Annotated in this window: 15 protein-coding genes and 1 pseudogene; 9 read left to right on the top strand and 7 right to left on the bottom strand. The window is 36.8% G+C overall.

Features of this window, described 5'->3' with window-relative positions; translation table 11 throughout:
* Positions 1 to 29 precede the first annotated feature (29 nt).
* The 5 genes from QWT87_RS12760 to QWT87_RS12740 all read left to right on the top strand — a co-directional run bounded on the left by QWT87_RS12760 (position 30) and on the right by QWT87_RS12740 (position 6,114).
* The gene (locus QWT87_RS12760; protein WP_302716393.1) at positions 30 to 1,025 is read left to right on the top strand and encodes an isoaspartyl peptidase/L-asparaginase family protein; all 996 of its coding nucleotides are present in this window, start codon (positions 30 to 32) and stop codon (positions 1,023 to 1,025) included.
* An 84-nt stretch (positions 1,026 to 1,109) separates the two neighbouring features.
* Complete coding sequence (locus QWT87_RS12755; protein WP_302716392.1) at positions 1,110 to 1,772, top strand: copper homeostasis protein CutC; 663 nt, start codon at positions 1,110 to 1,112, stop codon at positions 1,770 to 1,772.
* A gap of 145 nt (positions 1,773 to 1,917) precedes the next feature.
* A complete protein-coding gene (locus QWT87_RS12750; protein WP_302716391.1) occupies positions 1,918 to 4,398 on the top strand; it encodes a beta-mannosidase in 2,481 nt (826 codons plus the stop codon).
* Between the two features lie 31 nt (positions 4,399 to 4,429).
* Positions 4,430 to 5,026 (top strand): hypothetical protein, encoded by a 597-nt coding sequence (locus QWT87_RS12745; protein ID WP_302716390.1) that lies wholly within the window; start codon positions 4,430 to 4,432, stop codon positions 5,024 to 5,026.
* A gap of 173 nt (positions 5,027 to 5,199) precedes the next feature.
* Entirely contained in the window at positions 5,200 to 6,114 is a 915-nt protein-coding gene (locus QWT87_RS12740) for an AEC family transporter (protein WP_302716389.1), read from the top strand.
* A gap of 549 nt (positions 6,115 to 6,663) precedes the next feature.
* Here QWT87_RS12740 and kbl read toward each other — a convergent pair.
* The 4 genes from kbl to priA all read right to left on the bottom strand — a co-directional run bounded on the left by kbl (position 6,664) and on the right by priA (position 14,037).
* Positions 6,664 to 7,860 carry a glycine C-acetyltransferase gene (gene kbl / locus QWT87_RS12735; RefSeq protein WP_302716388.1) on the bottom strand — a complete coding sequence of 399 codons (1,197 nt, stop codon included), beginning with the start codon at positions 7,858 to 7,860 and terminating at the stop codon, positions 6,664 to 6,666.
* Between the two features lie 87 nt (positions 7,861 to 7,947).
* Positions 7,948 to 9,870, bottom strand: coding sequence for a M1 family aminopeptidase (locus tag QWT87_RS12730; protein WP_302716387.1), 1,923 nt, complete (start codon positions 9,868 to 9,870; stop codon positions 7,948 to 7,950).
* A gap of 87 nt (positions 9,871 to 9,957) precedes the next feature.
* Positions 9,958 to 11,430: a D-alanyl-D-alanine carboxypeptidase/D-alanyl-D-alanine endopeptidase gene (gene dacB, locus QWT87_RS12725; RefSeq protein ID WP_302716386.1), complete on the bottom strand. Its 1,473-nt coding sequence runs from the start codon at positions 11,428 to 11,430 to the stop codon at positions 9,958 to 9,960.
* 159 nt (positions 11,431 to 11,589) lie between these two features.
* Positions 11,590 to 14,037 carry a replication restart helicase PriA gene (priA, locus tag QWT87_RS12720; protein WP_302716385.1) on the bottom strand — a complete coding sequence of 816 codons (2,448 nt, stop codon included), beginning with the start codon at positions 14,035 to 14,037 and terminating at the stop codon, positions 11,590 to 11,592.
* 225 nt (positions 14,038 to 14,262) lie between these two features.
* On the opposite strand from priA, the pseudogene QWT87_RS12715 reads away from it, so the two are divergent.
* From QWT87_RS12715 to gldG, 4 genes and pseudogenes are all read left to right on the top strand, one after another.
* A pseudogene (locus tag QWT87_RS12715) lies at positions 14,263 to 14,688 on the top strand (IS1595 family transposase); the annotation flags it as partial.
* A 112-nt stretch (positions 14,689 to 14,800) separates the two neighbouring features.
* Positions 14,801 to 15,349, top strand: a complete 549-nt coding sequence (locus tag QWT87_RS12710; RefSeq protein WP_076393202.1) for a CopD family protein — start codon at positions 14,801 to 14,803, stop codon at positions 15,347 to 15,349.
* A 122-nt stretch (positions 15,350 to 15,471) separates the two neighbouring features.
* The gene (locus QWT87_RS12705) at positions 15,472 to 16,200 is read left to right on the top strand and encodes an ABC transporter permease (protein WP_087711056.1); all 729 of its coding nucleotides are present in this window, start codon (positions 15,472 to 15,474) and stop codon (positions 16,198 to 16,200) included.
* A 4-nt stretch (positions 16,201 to 16,204) separates the two neighbouring features.
* A complete protein-coding gene (gene gldG, locus QWT87_RS12700; protein ID WP_302716407.1) occupies positions 16,205 to 17,875 on the top strand; it encodes a gliding motility-associated ABC transporter substrate-binding protein GldG in 1,671 nt (556 codons plus the stop codon).
* A gap of 88 nt (positions 17,876 to 17,963) precedes the next feature.
* Here gldG and QWT87_RS12695 read toward each other — a convergent pair whose 3' ends face one another.
* The 3 genes from QWT87_RS12695 to QWT87_RS12685 all read right to left on the bottom strand — a co-directional run bounded on the left by QWT87_RS12695 (position 17,964) and on the right by QWT87_RS12685 (position 21,344).
* Entirely contained in the window at positions 17,964 to 18,878 is a 915-nt protein-coding gene (locus QWT87_RS12695; RefSeq protein WP_273136315.1) for a helix-turn-helix domain-containing protein, read from the bottom strand.
* 265 nt (positions 18,879 to 19,143) lie between these two features.
* Positions 19,144 to 19,983, bottom strand: a complete 840-nt coding sequence (locus QWT87_RS12690) for an SDR family oxidoreductase (RefSeq protein WP_302716384.1) — start codon at positions 19,981 to 19,983, stop codon at positions 19,144 to 19,146.
* Between the two features lie 539 nt (positions 19,984 to 20,522).
* Positions 20,523 to 21,344: a DUF2314 domain-containing protein gene (locus QWT87_RS12685; protein WP_302716383.1), complete on the bottom strand. Its 822-nt coding sequence runs from the start codon at positions 21,342 to 21,344 to the stop codon at positions 20,523 to 20,525.
* Positions 21,345 to 21,512: the final 168 nt, after the last annotated feature.

Below are 21,512 nucleotides of genomic sequence, written 5' to 3'. Positions count from 1 at the left end.
CCTTAATTTGGAGCCAAATAAATCTAAGTATGCAAAGTAGAAGAAAGTTTCTGAAAAAATCTGCCGTCGCTTCACTGGCTTTAGCGGTAAATCCGTTGGATCTGTTAGCTAAAAATCAGCCTGAAAACAACAATACAATCATTAATAAACCGATCGTTCTTTCCACATGGAATTTCGGTTTAAAAGCCAATGAAGAAGCCTGGACGATTCTCGGAAAAGGAGGAAGAGCTTTGGATGCAGTGGAAAAAGGAGTCCGCCTTGTGGAAAATGATCCGGAAGAGAGAAGTGTAGGTTATGGCGGTCGTCCCGACAGAGATGGAAGAGTGACCTTAGATGCCTGTATTATGGACGAAAACTACAACATCGGTTCAGTTGCCTGTCTGGAGAATATTAAAAATCCGATTTCTGTTGCAAGAGCAGTAATGGAAAAAACACCTCACGTAATGCTGGTTGGAGACGGAGCCTTGCAATTTGCCGTTTCGCAGGGATTCAAAAAAGAAAATATTCTCACTCCCGAATCCGAAAAAGAATGGAAAGAATGGCTGAAAGACAGCAAATATCAGCCGATTGTTAATATTGAAAATCATGATACAATCGGAATGATCGCTCTGGATGCGAACGGAAATCTTTCAGGTGCCTGTACAACGAGCGGAATGGCTTTCAAAATGCACGGAAGAGTAGGAGATTCACCGATTATCGGGGCAGGCTTATTTGTTGATAATGAGGTGGGTGCAGCAACAGCAACCGGTCATGGTGAAGAAGTGATCAGAACTGTAGGAACGCATTTGGTGGTAGAATTGATGAGACAGGGAAGAACGCCGCAACAGGCTTGTAAAGAAGCGGTTGAAAGAATTGTAAAAATTACCGAGAGAAGAAATAAAAATCTGAAGGATATTCAGGTGGGTTTTATTGCCCTTAATAAAAAAGGAGAATATGGCTCCTACTGCATTCAGGATGGGTTTAATTTTGCGGTGTATGACCAGAAAGGAAACCGTCTGGAAAAACCAGGTTTTGCATTGAAATAGATGTAGTCATCAATAGGAATGGGCTTTAGCCCGTCTTTCAAAATAAAAAATCCATTGGCTTTAGCCAAAACTTAAATTAAAAAAATGTCAAAAATAGAAATAGCATGCTTCAATCCGGAATCTGCAATCATTGCTTTTGAAAACGGTGCAGACCGAATAGAATTATGCGACGGATTAAGCGAAGGAGGAACCACACCTGATTTTGAAACCGTAAAACAACTTAGAGAAAAAATCAATATTCCGATCTTTGTGATGGTTCGTCCTCGTGGCGGAGATTTCACGTACAGTGATGATGAATTTGAACAGATGAAATCAGATCTGGTTCAGTTAAAATCTCTAAAAGTTGACGGTTTCGTATTCGGAATTCTGGATGAAAATGATGAGGTGAATAGTGAGCAGAATAAAATTTTGGTGGAACTGGCAAAACCTTATTCATGTACATTTCACCGTGCCTTTGACCGCGCAAAAGATTTAGAAAAATCATTGGAAAAAGTTATTGAATGCGGCTTTACAACCATTCTGACTTCAGGACAGAAACCCAATGTTTCGGAAGGAAAGGAAAATCTTAAAAAATTAGTAGCGTTATCCAATGGCAGAATCGAAATTCTTGTCGGTGGCGGACTTCGGTCATCCAATATCGAAGAAATCAGAGAACTTACCAAAGCCGGATATTTTCATTCTTCCGCAATTACGGACGGCGGAGCTTTTGCGAATGCTGAAGAGATTATTGCTTTGAAGAATAAATAATAAAATGAATTTTAACTAAAAATATACGTCGAGTTTGTCATTCTGAATGAAACGGAGTGGAGTGAAGAATCTAAATATAAATGTTGAGATTCTTCCTTCGTCAGAATGACAAAGCGTTTGAATTTTACTAATAATCAATCTATTAATGAAAAAATCCATACTCTTTACTTTCCTTTTCATACAAATCTTGACCAATGCACAAACTTCAGAGCGCAATTTATCCTCTGAAAAATGGAAATTCAAAAATTCCAAAGAGAATAATTGGTTGACTGCTTCTGTTCCGGGAACCGTTCATCTGGATTTGATGAATAACAAGATCATTCCCGATCCGTATAAAGATGAAAACGAAAAAAAAGTACAATGGATAGAAAATGAAGACTGGGATTATCAGACGTCATTTAACATTTCCTCAAAGGATTTAGAAAATCAAAATATTGAATTGATTTTTAATGGATTGGATACGTTTTCTGAAATTTATTTAAATGGAAAATTGATTCAATCGACAGATAATATGTTCAGAAAATGGACAATTCCGGTTAGACAAAGTTTAAAGAACGGTGAAAATATTTTACAGGTAAAATTCAGATCTGCGGTAAATGTCGGAAAAGAATTAGCCCAAAAAGTTCCTTTCACCATGCCGGAATCACCGAGAAGTTTTGTGAGAAAAGCCCAGTATCAATTCGGTTGGGATTGGGGACCAAGATTAGTGACGGCAGGAATCTGGAAAGACGTTAAATTAAATTTCTGGAACATTGCTAGGCTTGATCATATAAAAATCGAACAAAAAATTTTAACAAAGCAAAAAGCAGATTTAAATATTCATGCTGAAATTTTCGCTACAGAAGAAGGGAAATACAGTTTTTCAATTAACGGAAAATCTCAAAATATTTCTTTAAAATCCGGATTGAATTTAATTTCAATTCCTTATCAGATTCAAAATCCGAAATTATGGCAACCCAACGGTTGGGGCGATCCGAACTTATACGATATCAAAGTTTCTTTACAAAAAGATTCAAAAATGATTGCTGAAAAATCTGAAAAAATCGGACTGAGAACGATAGAATTAATCCAGGAAAAAGATGCAAAAGGAAAATCATTTTATTTCAAAGTAAACGGAAAACCAATGTATGCCAAAGGAACCAACTGGATTCCGGGCGACAGTTTTTCTCCGAGAATAACGAAAGAAAAATATCAGCAGCTTATCAAAGCCTGTAAAGATGCAAATATGAATATGATCCGCGTTTGGGGAGGCGGAATTTACGAAGATGATGAATTCTACAAAGCCTGTGACGAAAATGGAATTCTGGTGTGGCAGGATTTTATGTTTGCAGGAAGTTTTTATCCGTCTTATGAGAAATTTCAGAAAAATGTAGAATTGGAAGTGAAAGATCAGACCGAAAGGATTCAGAATCATCCTTCTCTGGCTTTATGGTGCGGAAACAATGAAATTGATGAAGCGATTTTCAATTGGGGGTATCAGAAACAATTTAAATATTCAAAAGAAGATTCTTTACAGGTTTGGAAGGATTACAAGAAAATTTTTCATGAAGTAATTCCGAACGCTGTTAAAAAATATGCAACAAGTGATAAGCAAATCTATTGGGAAAGCTCGCCGTCCATCGGATGGGGACATCAAGAAAGCCTTACGGAAGGCGATTCCCATTATTGGGGTGTTTGGTGGGGAGAACAGCCGTTTGAAATTTACAATGAAAAAGTTCCGCGTTTTGCTTCGGAATACGGTTTTCAGGGAATGCCGACGTTGGAAACCACAAAATCCATGTTTTCAGGAAATCCTGATTTAAGTTTACAAAATGCTACCATCAAAGCTCATGAAAAACATTCCAGAGGCTGGGAAATTATTGAAAATTACATGAAGCGTGATTATAAAGTTCCGACAGATTTTGTGAAATACAATTATGTTTCGCAATTGCTTCAGGCTCGCGGAATGCAGATTGCCATTGAAGCACACCGCAGAGCAAAACCTTATAATATGGGAACTTTATACTGGCAACTCAACGATTGTTGGCCTGTCGTTTCGTGGTCTTCCATAGATTATTTAGGAAACTGGAAAGCATTGCATTATCAGGTGAAAAGGAGCTTTGAAAATCAGGTGATTTTGGTAGAAGAAAAGGAGGGAATTCTAAATTTTTACGGAATTAATGACGGATCTGATACAATTAAAGACGTAAGCTTAGAGTTTGAAGTTAATAATTTTAAAGGTGAGAATATTCTTGCTGCAGTTTCAACCCCGAAACAGAATTGGGAAGAAGCTATAAAGTTTGATTCTTCATCTATCAATGAACTAGTCGGTGAGGCTGATAAAAATGAACTATTTTTAAATGTAATTTTAAGAGGAAAAGATGAAAAAATAATTGCCGAAAGCAACTATTTCTTTGCAAAGCCAAAAGATTTAAAATTAACAAAACCCAACCTAAAAATCAGGAAAATATCTGCCACTGAAATTGAAATTTCCACAGATGTTTTGGCAAAAGACGTTTATCTGATGGGAGATACCCATTTCAGCGATAATTTTTTCGATTTGCTTCCAAAAACATCCAAAAGAATTATCCTTTCAAAACCATTGGAAAAAGTAGAGGTAATGAGCTTATTTGATACGATGAATTGATTTTTATGAAATTGATAAAAAGTTTTCTGATTTGTTGTTTTTAGTATTCTGTACTGTTTTACTTTCCGGAATATGTGTCACACAGACAAACTTTAAGATTAATACAGAATTGCCATTCAGTGATTTTAACGGTTTTGTGGTGGATAGTCATGAAAACGTATACATTGGAGATAGTTTTTATTCTGTAATTCAAAAGTTTGATCGCGAAGGCAACTTTATACAATCTATAAAAGTCAATAATTATGGAAAATCTTTCAGGATAGGCATTGATAAAATGGACAAAATTATTGTGAAATCTAATATTACCAGAAGTTTTACTATTTATTCTCATGATAATTACAATAAGAAATTTGTGGTATATGACAGGAAATATGACGAAACAAAAAATCCAAATAAATTTTTCTTCACCCAAAAAGCTAAATTTGAAAATTTAGGCACTTTTTATCCATCAATCTGGAAACTGTCGGGTAAAAAACAAAAAATAATAGAACAAAATTTCATTTTAAAACTTCTGAGTTTGCCTACAATGGTTATTATTATACCCTTCTTTTTATTTTTGAAATTTTTACCTTTTATTTCAAAAAAAATTATGATTGTCCGTAATTTGTCATCATTGAAAAACCTTTGAGTTCTTTGCTGAGTGAAACGCCTTTGCGAACTTAAAAACAGTTGGTATATAAAAGAATCTTAGCGATCTTTGCGTGAAAATTAAGCATTATGATCAATAACGGATAATAAAAAATTATTTCGAAACGATTATTAATCATTATCAACCGTAAATTTGCACAATAATTCAAAACTATGGTAAATTTTGTTCTGATTGCAGTGTGCATTATCGCGGGAATGGTTTTCAAAGCAACAAAATCCATCCATCCCGATGCGCATAAGGGAATCAACACATGGATTCTTTATCTTGCGCTTCCGGCGGTTTCATTCAAATATTTACCGAAAGTTCACTGGTCGGCAGAAATGCTCTTTCCCGTGGTGGCGACTTTTCTCACAGCGGTTTTCTGCTTTTTCTTTATGATGTTTTACAGCAAAAGCAAAGGCTATTCACGGCGTTCCCGAAGCACTCTGGAACTCGTAAGCGGCTACAGCAATACTTCGTTTATCGGTTTTCCGCTCATTTCGGCTTTTTACGGAGAAAGTTTACTGAGTATTGCCATTATCTGTGATCAGACCATGTTTTTTGCACTTTCAACATTAGGAATTATTGCCGCTTTAAAAGGAGGAAGCAAATCCGGAAAGATCAGCGCTGCATTTATTCTGAAAAGATTGGTTACATTTCCGCCATTAATTGGCTGTATTGTTGCATTGATTCTGTCTCAATTCGTAGATTTCACTTCCGCAGAACCTTTTTTCGATAAATTAGCAGCTACAGTTAGTCCTTTAGCTTTATTTTCGGTCGGATTACAACTGAAATTCAATGGCTGGAAAAAACTGATTCCCCAAATGTCGGTTTCCATGTTTTACAAACTTATTCTTGCTCCGGCAATAACGCTCGGATTAGCACTTTTACTCGGAATAAAAGGAAATATTGCCAGAATTACCATCTTCGAATCGGCAATGCCTACAGTCGTTACCTCAAGCATTATTGCGGAGCAGTATCGATTAAATACAAAACTTACCAATTTAACGATCGGCTTCAGTATTATTGCGGCTTTTTTTACTTCCGCAGTCTGGTTTTACATTATCGATTACTTCTTTGGTGGATAATGGCAACTATTGTTTTTAATGTAAAAACTGTACAAAAAAATAAGTAGCAATTTAGCCAAAACATATGCTGAATTTCGGTTAAAATCAATTTTGATTAGAAATCTTTACATTGAACTAAAGCTTAACTTTCTTAAACTCTTAAACTCTTAAACTCTTAAACGCTCAAACCCTCAACATTTTTTTTGAGCTTTTTCCGGCTTTCCACTGTATCTTTTAGTTTACGGGCTCCTGAACTACGTTCGTAAACCTCCGGTTTATGCTTCGCCCGCAACCCAAAAGGATGTCGTTGCAATCCGGGCTAAATAAAACTCATATCAACGAACAACACGACGAAAATAATCTCCAATTGAACAGATAAATTTTAAAAATTTTGTATGGTTTAGAGTCTTTCAAAACGAAAAAAATGATGTTTATTTGACCTGATCGGGATAAGTCTTCTTAAACGCAAGGAATTTTCTATGTAGAAGGATATAGAAAAAGTTAAAATTTAAGTTGGCAAAAATTGAAATTTGTTTTTGCCAACTGTATTTTTCAGTATTATGCCTACTTTTAAGAAATTACGCCTAATTCTTTTCCAACTTTTTCAAACGCAGCAATTGCCTTATCAAGATGTTCTCTCGTATGTGCTGCAGAAAGCTGAACTCTGATTCTCGCTTTTCCTTTCGGAACCACAGGATAGAAAAATCCGATGACATAGATTCCTTCGTCCATTAACTTTTCAGCCATTTTCTGAGCCAAAGGCGCATCGTACAGCATTACGGGAACAATGGCAGAATCACCATCCGGAATATCGAAACCTTTAGATTTCATTTCCGCTCTGAAATATTCTGCATTTTCCATTACTTTATCGCGAAGAGAAGTATCTTCAGAAATCATGTCCAAAACCTTCAAAGCTGCTCCCACGATTCCCGGAGCCAAAGAGTTTGAAAACAAATACGGTCTTGAACGCTGTCTCAGCATATCAATAATTTCTTTTTTACCGGAAGTAAATCCGCCTAAAGCACCTCCTAAAGCTTTTCCAAGCGTAGAAGTAATGATGTCCACTCTCCCCATCACTTCGTTGGCTTCGTGCGTTCCGCGACCTGTTTTTCCGATGAAACCTGTTGCATGAGAATCATCTACCATTACCAAAGCGTCGTATTTATCGGCAAGATCACAAACTCCTTTCAGATCTGCAACAATTCCGTCCATTGAGAAAACGCCGTCTGTAACAATGATTTTAAAACGGTGATTTTTTTCGGAAGCTGCAATTAACTGAGCTTCCAGATCTTCCATATTGTTGTTTTTGTAACGGTATCTCGCTGCTTTACACAGACGAACACCATCGATGATGGAAGCGTGGTTCAGTTCATCTGAAATAATCGCGTCTTCTTCCGTAAATAAAGGTTCGAAAACTCCACCGTTCGCATCAAAACAGGCAGCATACAAAATGGTATCTTCAAGGCCTAAAAAGTCTGCAATTTTCTGCTCCAGTTGTTTATGGATATCCTGAGTTCCGCAGATGAAACGAACCGAAGACATTCCGTAACCGTGAGATTCTATCATTTCCTGTGAAGCTTTCATCACTTCAGGATGGTTGGATAATCCCAGATAATTGTTCGCACAGAAGTTCAGCAGCTTTTTTCCGTTGGCTTCTATTTCGGCACTCTGCTGAGAAGTGATGATTCTTTCTCTTTTGTAAAGTCCGTCGTTTTCAATATTCTGAAGTTCGTTCTGTAAATTTTCAAGATACTTTTTAGAGATCATTTCTAATAATTTTTAAGATGCGCTAATTTAATAAAAAAAGCCGTTTCACCATGATGAAACAGCTTTGTTATTTATTGCCTTATATTTTTACTTCTTTAAAAACTTCACGTTCTTATCGTTAATTTTAAAAATATATGTTCCCGGAACCAATTCTGAAATATTGATTGATTTCTCAGGCTGATAAATTCCCTGTCTTACCAATTTACCGTCTGTGAAGTAAATGGTGAAATCTGTAGGTTTTGTAATACCTTTTAAGTTGAGTTCATTTTTAGCAGGATTCGGATATAAAGCAAATTCTTCTTTAACTAAATCTGCAGTTCCCAATGTGTTATCCTGAGTTACCGTAGAATTTCTGTCCAAAATCTGATATTCATAATTAAATTCTACACTTGCCACCGGAAATGTTACCGACTGCGTAAAATATTGGTTGTTGGTCGTATTATTCAACGCAAAATAAGCAACCTGTCCTCCTGTTCCGTTTACTTTGATCGGTAAAGGCATTTCGAAGAAACTTACCGTTGAACTGCTTTGGGTTTGAGATGCTCTGAAAGTAACGGTATTTCCTACCTGCTTCCAACGGATGTCATACGTAGGATACCCCTGTCCGTAAATCCAGTCATTGAAGAATTCTGTAAAATCCTTTCCGGTAGACGTTAATAAAGACGCATTCAGATCCTGAGTTCTTACATAGTTATAAGCCAAATTAGGTCTGGAATGGTAATCCTGAATTGCCTGATAAAATACGGCATCTCCCAAAATCCATTTCAGCATTCTCAGTACATAAGCTCCTTTTGAATAAGACAGTCTGCTGCTGAAAATAGTTCCTACACTGGTAAGATTGGCATCAGCAACATATACACTTCCTGTTGGCGAACCTGTAACAAAGTTTTTCTGAGTCAGCAGATAATTTAAAAAATCTGTATTTGTCATCAGCAATTTTTCATTCGCCACATGTTCTCCAAAAGTGGCAAAACCTTCATTAAGCCAGATGTCGTTCCACGCGCCGCAGGTTACTTTGTCGCCAAACCACTGGTGAGCCAACTCATGGGCAATGAGACTTCTGCTCCACCCCGCCATGGAAGACATGGTCTGATGTTCCATTCCGCCACCCGCCTGAAATTCCATGTGTCCGTATTTTTCATTTCGGAAAGGATAAGGTCCGAAGTAGGTTTCAAAAGTATTCATCACCGTTTTTGTCCAGTTGATGTTATTCATACTTGTCGTATTCGTAGACGTTGCCGGAAAGATATAATTAATGAACGGAAAAGGAGGATTTCCCATTGTATCCGTTAATTTTACGAAATTGGTGATGGAAAGAGCGATAAGATATGCTGCAGTCGGATATTGTGTTCTCCAGAACGTCAGTTTCTGACCATTTCCTAAAATCGTTTCAGACATGGGCTTTCCGTTGGAAGCGACACTGTATTGTGAAGGTGTCGTCACTTTTATATCTACTCTTTCAATTTTATCATTCAGACTCTGTTTTGTAGGAAACCAGTCCTGCGCTCCGTAAGGCTCATTTAAAGTGGATAAAACCGCAGTTCCACCTTGTGTTCCGTTAAAAAAAGCGTTGTTGGTTGTTGAAGGCGCTCCTGAATACGTAACTGTTAAAGAATCCAGAACATTCGCTGCAAGAGCAGACTGAAAGTTGATTTTCAGTTCTTTGGTAGACAACTGCTGAAAAGTAAGCGGCGTTCCGTGATACTGTACTCCCGAAACCGTCATCTGATTATCCAGATCAAAATAAATAGAGCTTACACTCTGATTCGGTTTAAAATGAGAAGTGACGGAACCCGAAACATTATACACCGCCGGATTAATGGTAAGATCCAGCCTCTGATACTGGAGATCGTAATTCAGGGTATTCGGGTTGACATTTCCGACTGCCATTTTGTGAGCGAAAGATTTCATTTCTTTCGCCATCATCGCTTTTCTTTCGATATTTTCATTCTGAGCGCTTATTTGCTGAAAAGTAAGCATACCCAAAACTAAAAAGTAAAACTTTTTCATATTCAATTTAAAAAATATATCAAAGATATAAAAAAACCTTTCAATCAGTGATTAAAAGGTTTTAATATCCGTTAAATTTTAATAATTCTACAAATCTAAAGCAGGTTCAAGAATTTTTTCCATTCTTTTCTTTACCATATCTACAGATCCTGCGTAGTTGTTCACCATTAAAGAGAAAACCAGCGTTTTTCCTGTATTCGTTTTCATGTATCCTGCTAATGTTTTTACTTTATTCAGCGTTCCTGTTTTTGCAAAAACCTGTCCGTTTCCAAGACCGTTGAACATTCTTTTTAATGTTCCGGACTGTCCTCCGACCGGCAATGAATTTAAATATGTTTTGTAATATTTTTCATCCATTAAAGAGGTTAAGAATTTTGCCTGGGCAATCGGCGTTACGTTATTGCTTCTCGAAAGTCCGCTTCCATCGATATAATTTAAACCAAGCATATCGAAACCTTCATTTTTAAGATGTTCCGTTACTACTTTTCTTCCGGATTCTGTCGTCTGATCTCCAAGACTCTGGAAGCCAACCGTTTTCAACAACGCTTCAGCCAGACCATTATCGCTGTGCTGATTGGTATAATAAATAATGTCCGCTAAAGTAGGAGATTTGTACACGGAAATTAATTTTCTGGCTTCAGGATTCGCATCTGTCATTTTCGGAGTCACTTTCCCTGTTACAGAAATTCCGCTTTTTACGAGAGTTGTTTTGAAAGAGTTTGCAAGATAAGCCGGAGCATCGGGTAATTTTGTTGTTAAAATTCCGTCGCCTTCGTATTTATCTGCGTAAACCATCTGATTGTTGTACGGAGAAACATAGAAAAACTTCTTATCGGTTGAAAAGTTGTTTCCTTTCTTTACGATCAGTTTTTCATTGGCAGGATTGATCTCTTTGGTTGTACCAACCGGCAAATAGTAATTATTGTTTTCCAACCATACAACATTTTCCGGAAGCTTCGAAATATTGCCTTTGAAAAGCGCTGTCTGGATAATAATATCCCCATTTACCTTTTTGATTCCCTCACGAGAAAGTCCTTCTTTGAAATCTGTAATAATGTCTCTGTAAGCCCAAGCTCCGCCTTTATTGGTTCCTAAAGAAGGGTCTCCGCTTCCGACGATGTAAAGATTTCCGTTTAACACTCCGTTTTCGTCCACAGTTCCTGAATATTCTAATTGGGTATTCCAACGATAACTTTCGCCCAGCATATTCATTGCTGTTTCGGTAGTTAATAATTTCGTTGTGGAAGCTGGAACCAAAGGAGTATTTTCGTTATACGAAGAAATTACTTTCTTCGTTTTCGGGTCGTACACTACGAATCCCCAAGTTGCATTTTTCAGCACAGGATCGGTCATCATAGTGTTTACATTAATGTCTACAAGTTCTTTCGGCGACAAAATAGTTTTTTCCATCATGGAAGCGATGGGAGAAGGTAAGTTTAAACTGCTCTTCTGATTGTCGTAAGCCGGAGAATACAGAACTGTAGAAACGGTAGACTGTGCAAGAAAAAATCCTGAAGCCAGCACCGCAACACCTGAAATATACTTTCTGAAATTTACCATCTATTTTTCTTTTGCTATAGTTTGGATGGTTTAAAAATCAACGGGTTAAATTGAAATGTAAAACACCAAACATATAATCAACGATCAAATGTAGAAAATATTGTTGTATGGCAGTTCAGTAGACTATTATAAAAAGAGTATAAAGTTTGTTAAAAATTGTTAAAAATCTACAAAAACGTCTTTTCTGATGCTGTGGTACGCTGTAATTTCATCGAATTCTTTCAGACTTGTTAAAACTCTCTTTTTATACTCATCATACTTTTTTCCTTTGGGAAGTTTCAGCATGATCTGGAACTGATAAAGATTGTTAAGTCGCGCAATCTGAGCTTTTTCCGGACCCAAAACACAATCTTCGGGAAGATATTTTCTAAGGATGGATCCTAAAAACTGGGAAGCGCGGTTGGCTTTATCCTCTCTCCTGTGCTTCAGTTCTATCATAATAAGCTTTGTAAAAGGCGGATAATGGAATTTCTGGCGTTCCGTTAAAATATATTTGTAGATTTTCGCCGGGCTATTCATTTTAATTAACTGAAAAACAGAATGATCCGGATTAAAAGTCTGTATTAAAACTTTTCCTTTTCCGGAAACTCTTCCCGCTCTTCCGGAAACCTGAGTAATGAGTTGATAAGCTCTTTCTTCGGCTCTGAAATCTTGAACATATAACAAGGAATCGGCTTTCGGAATAGCAACCAGCTCGATGTGATCAAAATCCAGACCTTTTGAGATCATCTGTGTTCCGACTACAATATCGGTCTCCCGATCTTCAATTTTTTCATATAATTTTTCGTAGGCAAATTTCTTTCTCATGGAATCCACATCCATTCTGTCTACTTCCTGATCGGGAAATAATTTAGATACTTCTTCATGGATCTGCTCTACTCCTACTCCTCTTTCATTCAGGTTTTCGGAATGACATTTTGGGCAGACTTTGGGTTTTGAGGCTCTCTGTCCGCAGTAATGACATTTCATTTCGTTGGCAGCTTTATGATACGTCATCACCACATCGCAATTGGAACAGTAGTTTACGTAACCGCAGGTTTCGCATTCCACAACATTGGCATAACCACGGCGGTTGTGAAGAACAATTGCCTGATTTTTTTCTTCGACAACTTTTTTAATCTCGTCAATCAACTGCAAAGAAAAATTTCCGGATACTTTTTTGGATTCCTGAGCTTCTTTGAAATTAATGAGTTCATACTCAGGAAGATTGACATTCCCAAAGCGTTCTTCCAGAAAAACGTACTTCATTTTATCTTTTCTGGCGTTGTAATAGCTTTCCACAGAAGGTGTTGCAGAGCCTAAAATGACTTTTGCCCCATAAAAATTTCCAAAAACCAACGCCGCATCTTTTGCATTGAAATAAGGAGAAACTTCTCTCGGACGGTACGCAGAATCATGTTCTTCATCCACAATAACCAATCCCACATTCTGAAAAGGTAAAAACAGAGAATTACGTGTTCCGATTAAAACTTTAATATCATTCTGCCTGATTCTTCTCCAGACTTCCACCCGTTCAAAATCTGTAAGTTTCTGATGGTAAAACCCGAGTTGTCTTCCGTATTTTTTTTCTAATCGTTGAGTGATCTGCTTGGTTAAAGAGATTTCCGGAAGCAAAAAGAGTACATTTTTTCCTTCGCTGATGCATTCTTCGATCTTTTCTAAATAAATATGGGTTTTTCCGGAAGAAGTTACTCCGTGAAGCAGGACATTTTTTCCTTCTTCAAAGGCTTCATCTACTTCATTTTTCGCTTCTTTCTGGACTTCCGAAAGTTCTTCGATCTCTTCTATTTCACCTTCATAGCTTTCGATACGGTCTTTCTGCATATAATATTCTTCGACCAGATTTTTATCTGCCAAAGCCTTAAAGTGCGAACTTCCGAAATATCCGTCTTCAAAAAGTTCTGATTTTTTGATGGGCAAATCAGGATTTTCGGTCTGCTTTTCTAAAATATGGAGGAAAAGGTCTTTCTGCTTTTGCGCTCTTTTTAAGGATAAAAGTATTTCTGTAAGATTTTGACGCTGTAAAACCTCATCGTTGATTTTTACGTAGGCAACTTCTTTAGCTCTGTATTTTTCGGCAATTTTTTCGTCGATTTCAATGTACTGCAAATCGATTAAAGAATTGACGGTTTTAATGATATCTTTCTTGGGAATAAATGCTTCAATATCAGTCAGATTAATCAACTGCCGTACTTCCAAAGCCTGAATGAGATACATTTCATTGACATCGAGGTTTTCAAAGTCAACTTTTACATTCGGTTTCAGTTTAAGGTAGGTCTCACTTTCGAGTTTCAGGGAAGAAGGAAATGCAAAACGGTAAATTTCTCCCAAACCGCACAAGTAATAGTCGGAAAGCCAGTTCCAGAATTTAATCTGCTCCTGCGGAACAATCGGCTGATCATCGAGAAGACTGATGACTTCTTTCGCCACAAAAGTTTCGGGGGCATTGTTGTGAAGTTCAAAAACGATTCCCGTATAGATTTTTTTGCCGCCAAAAGGAACCAAAACTCTCATTCCTGTCTGAATTCCGGTTTGCAGCTCTTCAGGAACTTTATAGGTGAAAGATCCTTTTAGGTTTAACGGTAAAACAATCTGGGCGTAATTCAAGGGAAAAATTTAAAGTGTAAAATTAATTTTTTCTTTTGTGAACTGCAATTTTTTTGATGGTGTGTTTTTATGGGATCCTTTTAAGCGCTATGACCGCTAAGATTTTCTTTAAATGATTATGTATATTTTTTCGTTCGCTAAGGCGTTTCACTCAGCAAATGAAATGATGCTTTTTAAGTGGATCATTCAGGAAAAATCTTTTATTGATATGCTTTTTTAAACACAATGATGGCGGAGTCTACACCGTTAGAAGATATTAAAACAGGAAAAACGGAAAAGCAAGTCCGCTTCTTTAAAGCGAAAGTTTTAGATGGTCACAGCGGCGAAGAAATCAATGAGGCTATTCAAGAATCCATTGATAATCAAAGTATTATTTTTACTGATAAAAGTTCCTCTTATGTGGACATTGCAGATTTTGTAGAACTTCATATTATGGAAAAAAGTTCAAAAGAAACCACAGAAGAAACCTTAAAATGGGTTCATATTGCTATCAGTAATACTAAAAGAAATCTTCTTGGTAATTACCATAAAATAAAGAGAAAATACCTCCAACTCTATCTCAATGAGTTTATTTACAAGCTAAATCGAAGATATTTTGGAGAAAAGTTATTTGAAAGGCTGATTATTGCTAATATCACAGCTTTAGGTTAGAAAACGGATATTCAAATAAAATAATGAACATAACAGAATAAAAGCAAGATTTATTCTGTTTTCTAGTAAATATTTTTGTCATTAACATTATATTTGCCATTAATTTTTCAGAATGCTTTACACCATAATAAAAGCGCTTCATATTATCTTCATGGTAAGCTATTTTGCGGGAATTTTTTATCTCGTAAGAATTTTTGTGTACTATAAAGATACCGATGAATTTGCGGAAGAAAAGAAGAAAATCCTCAGAGAACAATATACGTTTATGGCCCGAAGGCTCTGGAACATTATCACCGTTCCTGCCGGAGTAATTATGACGGTTTGCGGACTGACGATGATTTTCCTGAATTCAGGATTGATGAAAATGCCATGGTTTCATTTAAAACTAACCTTCCTGATCGGTTTAGCGGTTTACCATTACTGGTGCTGGAAAAAAGTTTTAAAACTGAAAGAACTCAACGGAAGTACACTGGAAACCGCCAATATAAAACTAAGACAGGCAAATGAAATCGCTACTTTCATTTTGTTCCTTGTCGTTTTCACCGTGATTTTAAAAGCTCAGGTTATTGAATACTGGTGGCAATTAATCGCCGGATTTTTCGTTCTGGTATTTTTAATCATGATGACGGTGAAGCTGGTAAATAAGAATAAGAAAAAGTAATGATTCGGTTGATGGTTGTGTGTTTATAGTTGCTGAATAGATTTTTACATCAAAAAAAGTCAGCTAAAAACAATCAACAATCAACAATCAACTAAAAACAATCAACATTTGACAATAAAACTATGATTGCAATTTTAAAAAAAGAACTTTGGAGCTACTTTGGAAACTGGAGCGCGTGGGTAATCATTGCTGCTTTCAGTCTGATCGCGACGCTGTTTCTGTTTTTTTTCGACAACGACTCCAACATTTTTGAGATCGGAATGGCTTCACTGCAAAGTTATTTCGTTCTGGTTCCTTGGTTACTGATGTTTATTATTCCCGCACTTTCCATGAAAACTTTTGCGGAAGAGCAGCAGACCGGAACCTTAAACTGGCTGTTTTCCCAACCGCTGAAAGTTTCAGATCTGGTATTCGGCAAGTTTCTTTCGGTTTGGATCGTTGGAATTTTATGCCTGATTCCATCGTTAATTTACCTTTACACAGTGTATGTTTTGGGCGTTCCTGCCGGAAATGTAGATCTGGGAATGACGTTCGGAAGCTATATCGGGTTAATTATTTTAATTGCAGCATTTTCAGGAGTGGGAATTTTGGCGTCTTCGCTTTCCCAAAACCAAATTATGGCTTATCTGTTGGGCGTTTTCATGTGTTTCATCATGTATTTCGGGATCGAGCAACTGGCAAGTTATAAATTGTTGGGAGGCGCAGATTTTATTTTGCAGAATGTAGGGTTTTACCAGCATTTCTTAGGCTTTACAAGAGGTCTTATTGATTTTAAAGATGTGGCTTATTTTGCTTTAATCATCGGTGTTACATTAGTTTTGTCCAATCATTTCATTAATAAAAAGAAGTAGAATGATGAAGAAGATACAGTTCAAATCTCCGTTAGGAATTTTACTTTTCGTGGTTTTGCCATTGGTGGTTATTCTTGCTATTTCAGGAATGAGGTTGGATTTAACCAAAGAAAAAAGATATACGCTTTCCGATAATACCGTTAAGGTTCTGGAATCTGTAAATAAACCTTTGGTCGTTGATGTTTATCTGGAAGGAGACTTTCCGGCAAGTTTCAAGCAGCTTCAGAGCGAAACGAAATTTATGCTGGAAGAATTCAGAAAAATTAATCCGAAGATCGATTTTAAATTCATCGATCCTATTAAAACCAAAATGTCTAAAGATACTTTGATGGCGATGGGAATGCAGCCTTCCATGCTTCCGGACATCAAAGACGGCAAAGTTTCTCAGATCATGCTCTTTCCTTATGCGGTTGTGAAATACGACAAAAGGGGAGTTTCCATTCCTTTGGTGGTTCAGCAGACAGGAATTGATGCCGATCAGCAGCTTACGAAATCCATTGAAAATTTAGAATACAATCTGGTTTCAAACATTAAAAATATTGCGGCGCATAAAAGAAAGAAAATCGGGATTCTGGTGAATCAGGATGAGCTGAATCCAAGAGAATTTCAGGGATTTATGCAACTGGCAACGGAAAGTTATGATGCAGGTCCTATTATTCCTAAAAACCAGACCGAACTTTCCAACGCAGATATTCCGACCTTAAAGCAAATGAATGCTTTGGTGATCGCAAAACCAAGAAAAGCTTTCACAGACGGTGAAAAAGTAATTCTTGACCAATACATCATGAACGGCGGAAAAACTTTGTGGATGATTGATGCCGTAAATGCAGAAATGGATACGTTGATGAGGTCTCAGAAAGTGATGCCTTTTCCTGTAGACATCAATATGACGGACTTTTTCTTCAACTATGGAATCAGGATCAATCCGGCTTTGGTAAAAGATGTGAAGAAGTTTGCGCTGTTGAGATTAGTAACGGGAGAAGTGAGCGGAAATCCACAGTACACCAGTCTTCCGTGGCCGTATTTTCCTTTGGGAATTGCAGAAAGTAACAATCCGATCACTAAAAACATCAATCCCGTAAAGTTTGAATTCCCGACTTCTATCGATACATTGGGCGGAAGAAAAAACATCAAAACGAACGTTCTTTTTGAATCCAGTGAAAGAACTTTACTAAAGCAGGTTCCGAATTATGTGGATCTGAAAGAAATTTCCAGTGTCGACAGTCTCGGACAAATGGAAAAACCAAGCACACCGAAGATTTATGCAGTATCTTTAGAAGGAAAATTCAATTCTGCATATGCTTCAAGAATCGAAAGAAAATCCTACCCGAATTTCAAAAGTTCGAGCCCTGAAAATAAAATGATAGTGATCGCCGACGGAGATGTTGGAAGAAATAAAGTTCTGAAAGGCGAACCGCTTCCTTTAGGCGTAGATCTGCTTACTAACGAACAGTTTGGAAACGAACAGTTCCTGAGAAATGCATTAGATTATCTTCTGGACGACAGCAATCTGATGGATCTCAGAAACCGAAACATCGAAGAAAGGCTTCTTGACCGACAGAGAATTACGGAAGAGAAAAACAACTGGCAATGGTTTAATTTGCTGCTTCCTTTAGTGATTATTGGTATTTTGGGAGGTTTGTTCTTCTGGCTGAGAAAGAAGAAGTTTGGATAACTGATATAGAAAAAGAGAAGTTTTTGGCTTCTCTTTTTTATTGTTTTTCTTCGAATTTGAATAGGTTAAGAAATCTAATCTTTGTATTCTAATTAAACAACCTCCTAAACTCCCCCGGAGACTGATTCGTCTTCTGTTTAAATAACTTACTGAACGACTGTGGATGCTCAAAACCCAGTTCATACGCAATTTCACTTACGGATAAATTCGTTGTACTCAGACGTTCCTTTGCAAGAGCAATCAGCTTATTCTGTATGTGTTGCTGCGTGTTCTGCTGCGTATGGATGCGTAATAAACTTCCCAGATAATTGGGTGAAATATTCAGTTGTTCGGCGATGGTTTTCACAGAAGGAATACCGTGTTCGAGAAGATTTCCGCTGTTGAAATACTGCGAAAGAACGTCCTCAAATTTATCCAGCAATTCGTGACTGGATTTTTTTCTGGTCAAAAACTGTCTTTCGTAAAAACGTTCAGAATAGATTAAAAATAATTCCAGTTGCGCAACAATAAGCTCCTGCGTGAATTTATCAATATTTGTCTGATACTCCTTTTCGATGTTTTTAAACAGATCCACAATAATTTTTTCTTCCTTATCCGACAGAAAAAGCGCTTCATTGATCTGATAACTGAAAAATTCGTAGGATTTCATTTTTTTGATGAGCGAAGTTCCCCAAAGAAAATCAGGATGAATCAGCAAAAGATATCCGGTCGGTTCAAACTCAACATCTGGCTTCATCTCAATTCTTAGAAACTGCATCGGCGAAACAAAACACAGCACGCCCGAATCAAAATCATATTCCTGCTGACCGTAATTAAACTTCGCGTTTACATTCCTTTTCAGCCCCACCGAATAAAAATTCTGGGTCCATTTCAGTTCCGTATCATTTACGGGATAGCGGACTTTGCTGTAATCAATCAAGCTGATCAGCGGATGATCCGGACTCGGCAGATTACAGAAAGCATGAAAATCGGAGATCGAATGAAAACGGAAGGTCTCTTTCATAATAACGAAGTTAATTGTTTTTACTGATTTTTTTTAAAAATAATTGTTCTTTTGTCTTGAAACAAAAGAACCAAAAATTCAAGACTTGGAACCTTTCACTAAAAATTTAAATTTAATCCTAAAATTCCCAAAACTCGCGCGGATTACTATTGATGTTTCGGTTCAAAACAGTACCCGCGCTCAAACAGTGGGAATTTTTTAACGGATTAAATTTAAATTTTCTTAACGCTTCAGTTTCCTATGTCGTCAGCTAAAATGAAAATAATTAAATTCCAGTAGAATTTGCTAAAACCTCCCATTTCCTTGCATCCCCAGTAATCGCATCTACTTTATTGGTAAGAAATTCCATGGTTCCTACGCCTAAAAGGAAATGTACCGGCGGATTTTTCTCTTTGCTCAGCTGAATCAGAACATCTGCTGCTTTTACAGGATCATTAGGCTGGTTTCCGTTGATTTCGTCAAGATGTGCCTGTTCCGAACTTCTTGCCGCTTCATAAGCCTGAATAGGATTTGCCGGAGTTTTCACCGAATCTTTAGCCAAAAAATCTGTACGGAAATATCCAGGATAAACTACTGTTGCATGAATTCCGAAATCTTTCGCTTCTTCAGCCAAAGCTTCTGTAAATCCTGCTACTGCAAATTTAGTAGAGCAGTAAATTCCCCAACCCGGAAAATTTCCCGAAAAACCTCCGATGGACGAAATATTGAAAATATTTCCCGATTTCTGCTCACGAAGATAAGGCATTGCATTTCTGATGACGTTTAAAGTTCCGAAAACATTTACTGCATAATTTTCCCTTGCTTCCTCATCCGTAAGCTCTTCCAGCGTTCCGATCTGTCCGTATCCTGCATTATTAACCACAACGTTAATCTGTCCGAAATGCTCTGTGGTTTTTGCAATGGCAGATTTTACATCATTATTGTCTGTAATATTTACACTTAAGGGCAGAAAGTTTTCCGAAGCCTCTCCGAAAGCAGATATTAAAGAATTTACAGTGCGGCTTGTTGCAGCCACCTGAAATCCTTCGGATAACAATTTTTTAACCAGTTCAAATCCTAAACCTTTTGACGCTCCCGTTACGAACCATACTTTTTTTGTTTCCATTTTTAAATGTTTTATTGTTTTTAATTGATGGTACAAAGATGGAAAGTTGTGCAGTGGGAAATGTAGCCGAATCGGGAAAGAATGTATTCAGATCGTGAATGATATAAAAACAAAAAAGAGAAACGGGAAAGTTTCTCTTTAATATACTAATCGTGAGTTCGATGTAAAATCAGGACAAAATATCAATAGGAATTGGCTTTAGCACATTTTAATAGGATGTTTAAACTTAATAGTTACAACCATCGCAAAGGCGAAAATATTTATTAAATACGGTCTCTTCCTAAGGCGCATAGATTTTATCTGCGATAAAATTAAGCATCAATCTTTATTGAAAATCTTTGATTTTCTTGCGCCTTAAAGATTTGAGATTAATAAAAATCTTGCGTCTTTGAGTTTTCCAACAAGAATATTTTATTTTTAAAAGTTTAAACAAATTCAATTAAAAAAAACAATTGGTTTTAGCCAAAAACTTATACTAAATTTCGGTTAAAATTAATTTTCAATCTTCTAACATCAAACTTACTTTAATTAAGATAAAATCAATCTTCCAAAACAGGAATAATATGTTCCCAATTCAGTTGTCGGGCAAAGTCCAAAGCTGTTTTTCCGGATTTTGTCTTTAAATTTTTATCCCCTCCTGCTGCAAGAATCACTTCCACAGAACTTAGATTTCCGGCAATTGTTTCCGCATGAAGCATAGAGTAGCCGTTAATATCCTGACCTGTAATCTCATCCGGATTTTCGCCGACGAATTTTACCAGCTCTTCCTTCATATTTCTGCTCATCGGATGCTCCACAAGATTTTCAGGATGTTCTTTCTGTTCATAGACAATTTCAATATCATTAAAATCTCCGAAATCCATTTGCCACGCATTATCATGTGCTTTTCTTTCTGCCAGAGGCATATCCGAACGCATTTTCTGGATCGTAAATCCGCCATAAGCTTTCGGAGGAAGAGATTCTGAAGAAGATGAAAACAGTTTTGAAAGTCCTTTCGTTTTTTTTGCACGTTGCGGCATGGCAAAAAGCCAGTCGCTGATTTCGTTTACAGAAATTTCCACATAATCTCCGACTTCAACATTGGTGAGTTTATTCGGTTTGTTGATGAGGTAGCCTTTGATAAGATCGCCATCGAAATGGATGTCATTGATCCACATATGTTCTACAATAGGTGAGTCTGAAGAAGGATCTTCCTGAGAAAAAGCCACTTTCACGCATGAAACGCTCAGTGCCGGAATAATTCTTCTGTATTCCCAAGATTGCTCTCTCCAGAAATATTTAAAGGTTTCCTGCGCTTTTTTATAAGCTTTAGACATTTCAGGATCTGCTGCGTCTGCGAAAAATATTTTATTTTCTGACATTTTGTTTTAATTATTAGTTTTTATTTTTTCAGTTTATATTTTGCTGAAAATTTATTCTGTTATTTTTATTTTGACCAAAATACAGAAAAATATAAGAACAGAAGGTTGAATTTTACATAAAAATCTGTTTAAACTTTTTATTTAACCGCAAAAGCCGCAAAAGATGAA

Origin of the sequence: Chryseobacterium urinae (assembly GCF_030518295.1) — a bacterium.
GTDB lineage: Bacteria > Bacteroidota > Bacteroidia > Flavobacteriales > Weeksellaceae > Chryseobacterium > Chryseobacterium mucoviscidosis.
The sequence above is the reverse complement of the archived record's forward strand: the minus strand, read 5'-3'. Positions and strand labels throughout refer to the sequence as shown.

Coding starts and splice junctions, on each gene's coding strand:
- QWT87_RS12760 (WP_302716393.1), top strand. CDS start 30: ATGCAAAGTAGAAGAAAGTTTCTGAAAAAATCTGCCGTCGCTTCACTG.
- QWT87_RS12755 (WP_302716392.1), top strand. CDS start 1,110: ATGTCAAAAATAGAAATAGCATGCTTCAATCCGGAATCTGCAATCATT.
- QWT87_RS12750 (WP_302716391.1), top strand. CDS start 1,918: ATGAAAAAATCCATACTCTTTACTTTCCTTTTCATACAAATCTTGACC.
- QWT87_RS12740 (WP_302716389.1), top strand. CDS start 5,200: ATGGTAAATTTTGTTCTGATTGCAGTGTGCATTATCGCGGGAATGGTT.
- kbl (WP_302716388.1), bottom strand. CDS start 7,860: ATGATCTCTAAAAAGTATCTTGAAAATTTACAGAACGAACTTCAGAAT.
- QWT87_RS12730 (WP_302716387.1), bottom strand. CDS start 9,870: ATGAAAAAGTTTTACTTTTTAGTTTTGGGTATGCTTACTTTTCAGCAA.
- dacB (WP_302716386.1), bottom strand. CDS start 11,430: ATGGTAAATTTCAGAAAGTATATTTCAGGTGTTGCGGTGCTGGCTTCA.
- QWT87_RS12710 (WP_076393202.1), top strand. CDS start 14,801: ATGCTTTACACCATAATAAAAGCGCTTCATATTATCTTCATGGTAAGC.
- QWT87_RS12705 (WP_087711056.1), top strand. CDS start 15,472: ATGATTGCAATTTTAAAAAAAGAACTTTGGAGCTACTTTGGAAACTGG.
- gldG (WP_302716407.1), top strand. CDS start 16,205: ATGAAGAAGATACAGTTCAAATCTCCGTTAGGAATTTTACTTTTCGTG.
- QWT87_RS12695 (WP_273136315.1), bottom strand. CDS start 18,878: ATGAAAGAGACCTTCCGTTTTCATTCGATCTCCGATTTTCATGCTTTC.
- QWT87_RS12690 (WP_302716384.1), bottom strand. CDS start 19,983: ATGGAAACAAAAAAAGTATGGTTCGTAACGGGAGCGTCAAAAGGTTTA.
- QWT87_RS12685 (WP_302716383.1), bottom strand. CDS start 21,344: ATGTCAGAAAATAAAATATTTTTCGCAGACGCAGCAGATCCTGAAATG.